We start from the raw sequence: 12163 nt of genomic DNA on the forward strand, positions 1-12163 counted from the left end.
GGGAAGATGAAGCTTTATGGTGATTTTATCAAGGGAGATTGGTTAGAGGCTTTAGGTGTAGATGAAGAACAAATCCCATTATCTTTTATCATCCACGGGGAATGGAACCATGAGGATAATCTAGTTTTGTGGAAAAATATCCTCAAGGAGGAAATGTGGTTGCCCAAATGGAATGCTATTATTGGAAAGTATAAAGGATACAATATGGGATTCGCCAATGTATATGGTAGCCCTATGGCGACGATGATTACACATCAATTTGCATCAGCAGGAACCAATCAATTTATTCAGACTGGATATTTTGGAGGTTTAACTTTTGATATAAAGTATGGAGATATTCTGATTGTTTCAGAAGCTGAGATGCAAGATGGAGCATCTCATTGGTATCTTCCTAATACTAAAATAGTTAAATCTGATCAAAAGTTATTAAATGCAGCTATAGATTATTGTGAAAAAAGAGATTACTCCTATGTGGTTGGAAGTGTGCTCTCAACTAGTGCAATGTTTCTTGAAACCAAAGAAATGATTGATGAATGGGCTTCGAATGGTCATATGGGAGTTGATATGGAAACAGCAACAACTTTGGCAGTAGCGAAAAGGTTTGATAAAAAGGCTGTTGGATTGTTAAATTTATCTGATCAGCTTATTGTAGGAGATACGCTATACTCCTATACAAAGAAAAGAGAGTTAATTGAAGCAGAAACAGATGAAAAAATAAGGGATGTTGCACTTTATTTATCTTCAATCTCAGATTAGTGAAAGAAAAATTAAAAGGTACTGATTATGTGCTTCAATTCAAATAGTTCTATTTACGATATCTCCTATTCACTTTCGTTTAATGCCCTCTAAGACTATAATAGAAAGGGAAATAGAACGGAGTGAGAAAATGAAAAGGGAAAGACCGGTCGTTTCAGCTTTGCAAAAATTTGCGCAAAATGAGCCGTTGAGCTGGCATGTTCCGGGACATAAAAACGGCTTATTATCAAACCTACCACGTACTATCAAGGATGCACTTACATATGATTTAACAGAGTTAACGGGTTTAGATGATTTTCACCACCCTGAGGAAGCCATTGCACAGGCAGAAATGCTATTAGCTAATGCATATCAATCAAGCAATAGCTTTTTCTTGGTTAATGGTTCGACAGTTGGAAATCTTGCCATGATTTTTGCGACCTGTAAGCGAAATGAAAAAATTATTATACAAAGAAATGCACATAAATCAGTTTTCCACGCCTTAGAGCTAGTTGGAGCAAAAGCGATATTTGTAGCACCTAAATGGGATGAGGCTACAAAAACTGCCGGAGCTGTCCCGACTACTACATTAAAAGAAGCATTGCAGCTTCATCCTGACGCTAAAGCGGTTGTTTTAACCTATCCAACCTATTATGGCATAGCAGGTAAGGAGCTAGAGCAGCAAATAGAAATGTGCCATGAAATGAATATACCTGTTCTAGTAGACGAGGCACATGGTGCTCATTTTATCGCAAGTCAGTCGTTTCCATCCTCTGCAATTCAGTTAGGGGCAGATGTAGTTGTTCAATCTGCACATAAAACACTTCCTGCTATGACTATGGCCTCGTTTTTGCATGTAAATTCAAATCTGGTTAAAGTAGAAAAGGTCAATCATTATTTAAGGATGCTTCAATCGAGCAGTCCGTCGTATTTGCTTCTTGCTTCTTTAGATGATGCAAGAGATTATATAGATAGCTATTTAGAAAGTGATGCAAACTATTTAAAACAAAAAAGAAGTCAGTGGGTAGAGGCATTACGGTCAATAGAACCTTTACAGGTCATTGAAGTAGATGACCCTTTAAAGCTATTATTGCGCTTTTCAGGGTATACAGGGTTTCAGTTAAAGGAAGAACTGGAGCAGCAAGGAATTTATGTTGAGCTGAGTGATCCGTATCAGGTTTTATTCATATTGCCGCTACTAAAACATGGACAAGCTTATCCATTTGCCGAAACACGGAAGCGTATTAAAGAAGCAATTTTTAACTTAAGGAAAAAAGGGGTAAATAGTATTGAGGCGGTTTCACCATCAAACGAAATGACAACCGTTTCAACACCTGAATATTCCTATGATGAGTTGGAAGAGCTAGAAAAGGAATGGGTACCATATATGCGGGCAATTGGGCGTGTTGCTGCAAGTATGCTGATTCCTTATCCGCCCGGTATACCATTATTCTTGCCGGGAGAAAAAATTACAGTGGCCAAATTAAGTCAACTAGAAGAGTTACTTGCAGTAGGTGTAGCTTTTCAAGGACAGCATCGTTTGCACGAAAAGCTCATTTACGTCATAAAGTAACAATCGGAGGAATATAGAAATGAAAAGCAATTTATTTATAACATTTGAAGGCCCAGAAGGAGCGGGAAAAACGACAATTTTAACTCGGATCACCGAGCGTCTTCGTGAGAATAACATTGACGTGTTAGCAACTCGTGAGCCGGGTGGGATTGAGATTGCGGAGAAAATTCGTGAGGTCATCTTAAACCCTGAAAATACAGCGATGGATGAAAGAACTGAAGCTTTATTGTATGCTGCAGCTAGAAGCCAGCATTTTTTTGAAAAGGTTGAGCCTGCAATGAAGGCGGGTAAAATGATCTTATGTGATCGTTTTATTGATTCCTCATTAGCTTATCAGGGCTATGCTCGCGGAATTGGTATCGATGAAGTGTTATCGATAAATGAATTTGCCATTGGGAAGCGTATGCCGGATTTAACGATACTTTTTGACCTAAATCCTGCTGTTGGACTAGCCCGAATTCATGCACACAATGAGCGTGAGTTGAATAGACTTGATGTTGAGAGCTTATCATTTCACGAAAAAGTTAGGGAAGGTTATCATGAAGTAGTAAAGCGTTATCCTAATAGAATTAAAGTAGTGAATGCTGATCAGTCTGTGGAGAATGTAGTAGAAGATGTCTGGCGTCTGATCTGTGAATCGCTAGATGAAAAGTAAATGAAGTAGGCTATTATGTATGCTATAATATAAACACCAATTCAATATATGGGAGTGAGTGCGGATGAAGTTAGTTGTTGCAGTCGTTCAAGACCAGGATAGTAATCGTTTGTCTAGCGCGTTAACTAAAAATAATTTTCGCGCAACGAAATTAGCAAGTACTGGCGGGTTTTTACGTTCAGGAAACACAACCTTTCTCGTTGGAACGGAGGATTCATTAATTCCTCAATTGCTCGACATTATTCGAGATAATTGTCGTTCCCGCGAACAGATGGTATCACCTGTTTCGCCATTAGGTGGCAATGCAGACTCTTATATCCCATATCCCATTGAAGTTGAAGTTGGGGGAGCAACAGTTTTTGTGTTACCAATCGAACAGTTCCACCATTTCTAACCTTATTTAGTAGAAATTTCGTATAAATCATGCACTAAATTATTGTAGAATTTATATAGTAAGATTCTTCAACTCAAAATAAGGTTAAACCCATAGCAATTGTCTTAAATCACTTCGAAATAATTAAACACTTACGCTATTTTGGTTTTGTGATTAGGTGGAGGCGAAAGGTAATTGAAAATAAATCAAGATTTACGTGTAGGTCTAAAAACGAATCACCATGATATAAAGCAACCGAACCAATCAGGAAATCGCTTTGGTGAAGTACTTGTGAAACAGGGAACTAAACTACAATCTGAGCAGTTAACAAGATTGATGGGCGACATTTCTGCCGCAGGTGACCGTGTAGCAAGGTCTCGTAACCTGCGTGAATTGACTCGTTTTAAAATGTTAGTAAAGCGTTTCTTACAAGAAGCAGTTGAATATGGCCTTGATATGAAACAATCCCATACATGGAATCGTTTTGGAGAAGGGCGTCGTCTGAAAATTGTCGAAACGGTTGATGAGCGTTTAATAGAACTTGCACAGGAAATTTTAAGTGAAGAAAAGAGTTCAATTGATTTACTAGATAAAATCGGTGAAATCAAAGGATTACTAGTAAATTTATATATGTAAAACCCGTGTCTATTTACTTTCCTGAATGGGACACGGGGTTTTTTCTAAGAAAAGGTGAAAGGGAAGACAGAACTTCATTTTCATAAATGTTACGTTTAGAGAAAAAGGTGAACAAAGTGGTAGAATATGTGGATGAGCTAAAGGTGCTACAGCCTGTAGTAATGAAGCAGATACAAACGATTTTTGAAAAAAACAGAACCGGTCATGCGTACATATTTGATGGTGAAAAAGGGACGGGTAAAAAAGAAATCGCAATTTTCTTCATAAAGCTACTTTTATGTCTGAACCCGTCGAAAAATGTTCCATGTGAAACATGTCGAAATTGCAAACGCATTGAAACTGGTAATCATCCGAATGTGAAGCAGTTAGAACCAGATGGACAATTCATAAAAACCGACCAAATTCGAGACCTTATTTCTGGAATGACAAAAACAAGCATGGAGGAGGGACGTAAAATTTATGTTCTTCATCATGCAGATCGAATGAATACCTCTTCCGCTAATACATTACTTAAATTTTTAGAAGAGCCCGAGGGTAATGTGACTGCCATTCTACTAACAGAAAGCTATCAGTCCATATTACCGACGATACAGTCACGGTGCCAGCATATAAAATTTGCTACTGTTCCACGAGATATTTTATTAAAGCAGCTTCAAGAACAGGGTATCACCTTTTCAATGGCGTCCACTGTTAGTATGTTAACGAATAGCTTAGAAACAGCGATTTCACTAGCTCACGATGAGCAGTTTGCACATGCAAGAAAAACAGTGTTAAAATTAGTAGAGACAGTTAGAAAAAATGTCCATGAGGCATTATTAGTTGTGTATGAAGATTGGTTGGTTTCCTTTAAGGAAAAAGAGGAAATTGAACAAGCGTTAGATTTACTACTTTTCGCATATCGTGATATTGTAGCTATAAAAGCGAATCCACAAAGCTCATGTACATATCCAGACATGTTGCAAAGCTGGAAGGAAATCGCATTACACACAACTTATGATCGTCTGTCTGATCAATTGCAGGCAATTTTACAAGCAAGACAAAATTTGCAGCGCAATATGAATCGGTCGCTTTTGATGGAGCAGTTAATGCTTAATCTGCAGGAGGGGTATACATTTGTATAATGTAGTAGGAGTCCGTTTTAAAAAAGCGGGTAAAATATATTATTTTGACCCCGGTGATTTTCTACTGGAAAAAGGACAATATGTCATAGTAGAAACAGCAAGAGGGGTTGAATACGGAAAGATTGTCGTTCCAATGAAGCAAGTTGGGGAAAATGATGTTGTTTTACCATTAAAACAAGTATTACGTCCAGCAGATGAACGAGATCGTATCCAGGTTGATGAAAATAGGCAAGAATCACAACGAGCTTTTGAACTGGCCAGTACTAAAATTACTGAGCACAAGTTAGAAATGAAGCTAGTTGATGTTGAGTATACATTTGATCGAAATAAAATTATCTTTTACTTCACAGCTGAAGGTAGAGTAGATTTCAGGGAATTAGTAAAAGACTTAGCTTCCATATTCCGTACACGTATTGAGCTACGCCAAATTGGTGTGCGTGACGAAGCCAAGCTTCTTGGTGGTATCGGTCCTTGTGGTAGAATGCTTTGCTGTTCGACATTTTTAGGGGATTTTGACCCTGTGTCGATTAAAATGGCAAAGGACCAAAACTTATCATTAAATCCAACGAAAATTTCCGGACTTTGTGGTCGTCTTATGTGCTGTCTGAAGTATGAGAATGATGATTACGAAAACGCGAAGGAAGGAATGCCTGATATCGGTGATAAGACAATGACACCAGATGGTCCAGGTAAAGTAGTAGGAATTAATGTTTTAGAACGATTAATTCAGGTCTTCTTAGAAGAGCAGGTACGTACTGTTGAATATACATTAGAAGAAATTATTGAATGTGAGAAGAATTTGATTTAGATGAACAATGGGGTGGCTTTCTAGTGAAGGACCGTAATTTCTTAGATACTGTTATGGAATTCGAACAACAGCTCGAAACGCTACAGCAACAATACATTGATTTGAAAAAATATGTTGCACAAATGGTGGAAGATCATCAAGCAATTCAAACAGAAAACCTTCACCTGCGTAGACGTCTAGAAGAGCTTTTATCTACAGATCCTACAGATGAAAGTAGTAATGAGGAAAAAGTAAGCTTATTAGATATTGGAGAGGGATATGATAATTTAGCGCGTCTATACCAAGAAGGGTTCCATGTTTGCCACGTACATTTTGGCGGTTCCCGAAAAGGTGAAGATTGTTTATTTTGTCTATCGTTTTTAAATAAACAAAATGCATAAATTCCCTCAAAACCGTAAAAGGCTGATACCACTTAATGTGGTTTTCAGTCTTTTCTTTTGGGTATGGCGAAAAGATGCATAAGGAGGTTTTTTATGGAACAATGGTTAAAAGAGGATGAGCGGCTGGATTACTTATTGGCAGAGGATTTAAGAATTATTCAAAGTCCATCCGTATTTTCGTTTTCGTTAGATGCAGTATTATTATCGAGGTTTGTCAATGTTCCTATAAATAGAGGAAAAATTGTCGACCTTTGTTCAGGCAATGGGGTTATTCCATTATTCTTAAGTGCGCGCACAAAAGCTGAAATTATTGGTGTCGAATTACAAGAACGACTATTTGATATGGCAGAACGCAGTGTGAAGTACAATGGATTGGGAAATCAAATAGAGATGGTGTTAGGGGATGTTAAAATGATTCCCCCTCAGCTAGGAATTGAAAAATATGATGTTGTAACATGCAACCCACCTTATTTCTTAGCACATGAATTAAGTGATAAAAATTTAAGCGAGCATTACGCAATTGCCCGTCATGAATTACATCTCACATTAGAAGAAGCGATAGAATCAGCTAGCAAATTGTTAAAACAGGGTGGGAAGGCTGCCTTTGTCCATCGCCCAGGAAGGCTTCTCGATATTGTAACAGCAATGCGAGCCAATCGACTAGAACCAAAGCGTATTCGATTTGTCTATCCGAAATTTGGTAAAGAAGCAAACACTTTATTAATAGAAGGAATTAAGGATGGGAAGCCTGATTTAAAGGTATTACCTCCATTATACGTATATGATGAGAACAATGAGTATACGGATGAAGTGAGTGAGATACTTTATGGAGACAAAAAATAATCATTTCTTTTATGTATTAGAATGTGCAAATCACTCGCTCTATGCGGGTTATACGAATAATCTTGAGAAACGCGTGGCAACTCATAATGCCGGAAAGGGAGCAAAATATACGAAAGCACATTTACCAGTGAAATGCGTTTATTTTGAAACTTACGAAACAAAACAAGAGGCGATGCGGGCTGAGTATGCATTCAAACAACTAAAACGAAGTGAAAAACTGAAGTACATTGGAGGAGCACCAACATGAAATCACAAAAAAGCAGCCAGCACGAGCAAGGAAGCTGTTTATATTTGGTGGCAACACCAATCGGAAATTTAGAGGATATGACAGTCCGTGCACTGCGAATCCTGAAAGAAGTTGATGTGATTGCAGCTGAAGATACACGAAACACTAAAAAGCTTTGTAATTATTTCGAAATTCAAACACCTCTTGTAAGCTATCATGAGCATAATCTTGAGTACGGGGGAGAAAAGCTATTAGGCTATTTACGAGATGGGAAATCTGTTGCTTTAGTAAGTGACGCTGGGCTTCCTTGTATTTCAGATCCAGGTGCAGATATTGTTGTTAAAGCAATTGAAGAGGATTTTGCTGTTGTTCCAGTGCCTGGCGCCAATGCCGCTTTAACCGCTTTAATCGCATCTGGAATAGTACCTCAGCCCTTCTACTTCTTTGGGTTTTTAAATCGCCAAAAGAAAGAGCGTAGATTACAGCTTGAGAAATTAGCAAAGCGAGAAGAAACGATGATTTTTTATGAAGCTCCCCATCGTTTAAAAGAAACATTAAAGGATTTAGAACTCGTTTTAGGTGAGCGTAAAATAGTATTGGCTCGTGAACTGACAAAGAAATTTGAAGAGTTTTTGCGCGGTACCATTTCGGAGGCACTAAATTGGGTAAATGAAAATGAAATCCGTGGCGAATTTTGTGTAATTTTAGAAGGTAATGTTAATGGTGAGGTTGAAGAGGAAGAAGCTGCCTATTGGACAAACCTATCTATAGTTGAACACATAGACCATTTAGTAGAAGAAAAACAAATGAATTCAAAGGATGCCATTAAAGAAGTTGCAAAGATAAGGGGCTTACCTAAACGAGATGTTTACCAGCAATACCATGTATAACACTTACATTAATTGGAAATAATTTGTGTAGGTAATACACAAATGCAATAAAAAAGCATTGCTATTTAGATTTAAATAGCAATGCTTTTTGCCTGATTAGGGCTATTCTTAAAAAGAAAAACGATTCTCGCAAAGGATGGCGAAAATCGTGTATTTTCTTATGATTATTTTGAAAAGTGTTGTTGGATTTCTTTTACTAAAATATCTGCACCTTCTGGACTTAAGATTAACTTTCCTCCAGCTAGACGGAAGTTTTCATCTGAAACTTCTCCTGTAACAGCACAAGTCATGTTAGGCATATATTTTTTAAGAATGATTTTATCGTCATCAACGTAAATTTCCAATGCATCTTTTTCTGCGATTCCTAATGTACGGCGAAGTTCAATCGGAATAACTACACGTCCTAATTCATCTACTTTACGAACGATACCTGTTGATTTCATGACAATATTTCCTCCTATATGTTGTATATTATATTTTACATTCGTCAAAATTCGACATATTTCATCTGTCTGATTAGAATCATACCAAGTAATCCCATAAACGTCAATTATTTAGTATTAATGGTTGAAACTTGATGTGAATAAATTATAAACATTATTATAGATAAATGAGGTTTATTTAAGATAAAATGGTATTTATTAGAGATTATTATTATGGAACGATATAATTAGTGAGAAAAGTTCATTAAATTTACACATTTTTCTAATGTCATTTTTCGACAAAATCCTGTAATAATATTCTTTCATTGAAACAATTTTCTTACTTCGATAAAATAAACACTATACAGTTAACAATGGAGGCCATTTTAAGTGAGCGAAAAGAACACATTTTATATAACTACCCCAATTTATTATCCAAGTGGTAAATTTCATATTGGTACCGCTTATACTACAGTAGCATCAGACACAATCTCACGTTACAAACGTTTAAGAGGCTATGATGTTCGCTTTTTAACAGGAATGGACGAGCATGGACAGAAGATCCAAGAAAAGGCTGCAGAAGCTGGCAAAAACCCGCAGGACTATGTAAATGAAATAGCTGAGAGTGCTAAGAAGCTTTGGGCTTTAATGGATATTTCCTACGATGATTTTATTCAAACTACACAAGATCGCCATAAAAAAAGTGTAGAAAAGATTTTTCAAAAGTTTTTGGACAATGGTGATATCTATAAAGGGGAGTATGAAGGCTGGTACTGTACACCTTGTGAATCATTTTATACGGAAACACAATTGGAGAATGAAAATTGCCCTGATTGTGGACGACCTGTACACAAAGTAAAAGAAGAATCTTACTTCTTTAATATGAAGAAATATTCAGAACGTCTATTACAATATTATGAGGAAAACGTTGAATTCATCGAACCGGAATCACGTAAAAATGAGATGATTAACAACTTCATTAAACCAGGTTTAGAGGACTTGTCTGTTTCTCGTACTTCATTTGACTGGGGTATTAAGGTTCCTGGGGATCCAAGACATGTCATTTATGTTTGGGTAGATGCTTTAACAAACTATATTACAGCTTTAGGCTATGGCTCTGATAATGAAGAATTATTTAACAAATTTTGGCCAGCCGATGTACATGTTGTAGGGAAAGATATCGTGCGTTTCCATACTATTTACTGGCCAATCTTCTTAATGGCTTTAGATTTACCATTACCGAAGAAAGTATTTGCTCACGGCTTTATTATGATGAAAGACGGTAAAATGTCGAAGTCGAAAGGGAATGTTGTCTATCCAGAAATGTTAATTGAACGTTATGGATTAGATGCAACACGCTACTTCCTGCTTCGTGAACTACCATTTGGTTCAGATGGCGTATTCTCACCTGAATCCTTTGTTGAAAGAACGAACTTCGATTTAGCTAATGATTTAGGAAACTTATTAAATCGTACAGTATCAATGATGAACAAATACTTTGATGGTTTCATTCCAACAGAGAACCTTGTTGAAACAGAATTTGATGCTGCTTTAAAAGCACACGCGAGGGAAACTCGTTTAGTCTACGAGAAAAACATGGAAAAAATGCAATTTAGTGTTGTGCTGTCAGATGTGTGGTCACTTGTTTCTCGTACAAACAAGTATATCGATGAAACTCAGCCATGGGTTTTAGCCAAGGACGAGGAAAATCAAGGGAAATTGGCTTCAGTAATGTTGAACCTTGCTGAAAGCCTTCGTCAAATTGCCGTTATGTTACAGCCATTTATGACCTCAACTCCTAAGCAAATTGTCGAACAATTAGGATTAAACGCGACTCATCTGACTTGGGAAACAATTGAAACATTCGGCAATACTATTCCAGCAAACATTAAAGTGGTAGAAAAAGGAATTCCGATTTTCCCTCGATTAGATGTGGAAGTAGAGGTCGGTTATATTAGAGAACAAATGAGAGCTTCTGTAAAAACGCCTCAAGAAGAAGAGAAAAAAGCAGAGGTAGAAGCACCTGAAATACCTGAAATCTCTATCGATGATTTTATGAAGGTAGACTTACGAGTTGCTACTGTTACAGCTTGTGAACCAGTTCCTAAAGCTGATAAATTATTAAAGCTTCAGGTTGATTTAGGATACGAACAACGCCAAGTAGTATCGGGAATTGCGCAATATTACAAGCCCGAGGAATTAGTAGGGCAAAAAGTGATTGTTGTAGCAAACTTAAAACCAGTAAAGCTTCGTGGTGAACTATCACAAGGAATGATTTTGGCAGGATCGCATGATGGTGTTTTAACACTTGCAACAGTAGATCCAAAACTTCAAAATGGTGCAAAAGTAAAATAATCATTAATATTTGTTAAGCCTGTTGGACAAACTTCGTTCAACAGGCTTTTCACACGAAGTCTTTATACCTAAAGAAGTTATATTATAATAATGAATTCGAGGTTGTCATATGTCGAATTAGGGAAATTCTACTAAATGAAGCGGAAATCTGTATGATTTATGACATAAAATATTCCGCTTGTAATATTTCTGTAATTTAGTTGTCAACTAAGAAATGTTTTAATCAACTACAATAAGTGAGGAGAAATTAATATGTTTATAGATACACATGTCCATTTAAATGCAGATCAATATGACGAAGACTTACAACAAGTAATCGAGAGAGCATTAGAAGCGAAAGTTGAAAAAATGGTAGTAGTTGGTTTCGATCGGAAAACGATCGAACGAGCAATGAAGCTAGCAGCTGATTATGAATTTATCTATGCGGTAATTGGATGGCACCCTGTTGATGCAATTGATTGTACACCCGAAGATTTAGAGTGGATTGAACAGCTTGCCACTCATCCCAAAGTTGTCGGTATTGGCGAAACTGGTTTGGATTATTATTGGGATAAATCACCGAAAGAGGTACAACAAGAGCTATTCCGCAAACAAATTCATCTAGCACAAAAACTAAAGCTACCAATAATTATTCATAATCGCGAAGCAACTGGCGATGTGGTGAAAATATTACACGAAGAAAATGCAGCATCCGTTGGTGGAGTAATGCATTGTTTCAGTGGAAGTGTTGAAACGGCTCGTGAATGTATTGATATGAATTTCATGATTAGTTTAGGTGGTCCTGTCACATTTAAAAATGCTCGAATGCCAAAAGAGGTAGCGAAAGAGATTCCGCTAGAGTATTTAATGATTGAAACAGATGCCCCTTATCTAGCGCCACATCCTTATCGCGGCAAACGTAATGAGCCGTCTTATGTGCCTTTAGTTGCTGAGGAAATTGCTCGTCAAAAAGAATTATCAATTGATGAAGTTGCGCAAGCGACAACCTCAAATGCTATTAAATTTTTTAATCTCGATGAATAGATTTCCTAAATGCCTCCAATACTGCGTTTAGGAAGCTTCGTTTAAATGGACTATTTTTTCGGAAAAATTAATTTGGTTGACAGCTAGAAAAGTAGTCCGTATAATCCAACGAGTGCTAAGGAG

Annotated in this window: 14 protein-coding genes; 13 read left to right on the forward strand and 1 reads right to left on the reverse strand. The window is 37.0% G+C overall.

The features are described 5' to 3' along the window. Positions 1-6 precede the first annotated feature (6 nt). The 11 genes from LG296_RS00270 (at position 7) to rsmI (ending at position 8240) form a co-directional block, all read left to right on the forward strand. Complete coding sequence (locus LG296_RS00270; protein ID WP_107936262.1) at positions 7-756, forward strand: uridine phosphorylase; 750 nt, start codon at positions 7-9, stop codon at positions 754-756. A 130-nt stretch (positions 757-886) separates the two neighbouring features. Then, positions 887-2308, forward strand: a complete 1422-nt coding sequence (locus LG296_RS00275) for an aminotransferase class I/II-fold pyridoxal phosphate-dependent enzyme (RefSeq protein ID WP_107936264.1) — start codon at positions 887-889, stop codon at positions 2306-2308. Between the two features lie 19 nt (positions 2309-2327). Further along, the gene (gene tmk, locus LG296_RS00280; RefSeq protein WP_107936266.1) at positions 2328-2963 is read left to right on the forward strand and encodes a dTMP kinase; all 636 of its coding nucleotides are present in this window, start codon (positions 2328-2330) and stop codon (positions 2961-2963) included. 64 nt (positions 2964-3027) lie between these two features. Continuing rightward, the gene (locus tag LG296_RS00285; RefSeq protein WP_107936268.1) at positions 3028-3357 is read left to right on the forward strand and encodes a cyclic-di-AMP receptor; all 330 of its coding nucleotides are present in this window, start codon (positions 3028-3030) and stop codon (positions 3355-3357) included. A 174-nt stretch (positions 3358-3531) separates the two neighbouring features. Further along, positions 3532-3972, forward strand: coding sequence for a YaaR family protein (locus tag LG296_RS00290; protein ID WP_107936270.1), 441 nt, complete (start codon positions 3532-3534; stop codon positions 3970-3972). 86 nt (positions 3973-4058) lie between these two features. Continuing rightward, positions 4059-5093 carry a DNA polymerase III subunit delta' gene (gene holB, locus LG296_RS00295; RefSeq protein WP_285842591.1) on the forward strand — a complete coding sequence of 345 codons (1035 nt, stop codon included), beginning with the start codon at positions 4059-4061 and terminating at the stop codon, positions 5091-5093. Further along, on the forward strand, positions 5086-5901 hold the full coding sequence (locus tag LG296_RS00300; protein WP_107936272.1) for a stage 0 sporulation family protein: 816 nt from the start codon (positions 5086-5088) through the stop codon (positions 5899-5901). The genes holB and LG296_RS00300 overlap by 8 nt, the downstream gene beginning before the upstream one ends. 23 nt (positions 5902-5924) lie before the next feature. After that, the gene (gene yabA / locus LG296_RS00305; RefSeq protein ID WP_107936274.1) at positions 5925-6281 is read left to right on the forward strand and encodes a DNA replication initiation control protein YabA; all 357 of its coding nucleotides are present in this window, start codon (positions 5925-5927) and stop codon (positions 6279-6281) included. A 93-nt stretch (positions 6282-6374) separates the two neighbouring features. Then, on the forward strand, positions 6375-7124 hold the full coding sequence (locus LG296_RS00310) for a tRNA1(Val) (adenine(37)-N6)-methyltransferase (RefSeq protein WP_107936276.1): 750 nt from the start codon (positions 6375-6377) through the stop codon (positions 7122-7124). Then, positions 7108-7371 (forward strand): GIY-YIG nuclease family protein, encoded by a 264-nt coding sequence (locus LG296_RS00315; protein WP_107936278.1) that lies wholly within the window; start codon positions 7108-7110, stop codon positions 7369-7371. Before LG296_RS00310 ends, LG296_RS00315 begins: the two co-directional genes overlap by 17 nt. Continuing rightward, positions 7368-8240, forward strand: coding sequence for a 16S rRNA (cytidine(1402)-2'-O)-methyltransferase (gene rsmI / locus LG296_RS00320; protein WP_107936280.1), 873 nt, complete (start codon positions 7368-7370; stop codon positions 8238-8240). The genes LG296_RS00315 and rsmI overlap by 4 nt, the downstream gene beginning before the upstream one ends. A gap of 164 nt (positions 8241-8404) precedes the next feature. Here the strand turns inward: rsmI and LG296_RS00325 are convergent, their stop codons facing one another. Then, positions 8405-8683 (reverse strand): AbrB/MazE/SpoVT family DNA-binding domain-containing protein, encoded by a 279-nt coding sequence (locus LG296_RS00325; RefSeq protein ID WP_107936282.1) that lies wholly within the window; start codon positions 8681-8683, stop codon positions 8405-8407. A gap of 369 nt (positions 8684-9052) precedes the next feature. Here LG296_RS00325 and metG point away from each other — a divergent pair, with 369 nt between their 5' ends. Continuing rightward, the gene (gene metG / locus LG296_RS00330) at positions 9053-11017 is read left to right on the forward strand and encodes a methionine--tRNA ligase (RefSeq protein ID WP_107936284.1); all 1965 of its coding nucleotides are present in this window, start codon (positions 9053-9055) and stop codon (positions 11015-11017) included. 252 nt (positions 11018-11269) lie between these two features. Further along, positions 11270-12040 (forward strand): TatD family hydrolase, encoded by a 771-nt coding sequence (locus LG296_RS00335; protein ID WP_107936286.1) that lies wholly within the window; start codon positions 11270-11272, stop codon positions 12038-12040. Positions 12041-12163: the final 123 nt, after the last annotated feature.

Origin of the sequence: Ureibacillus chungkukjangi (genome assembly GCF_044795995.1) — a bacterium.
GTDB lineage: Bacteria > Bacillota > Bacilli > Bacillales_A > Planococcaceae > Ureibacillus > Ureibacillus chungkukjangi.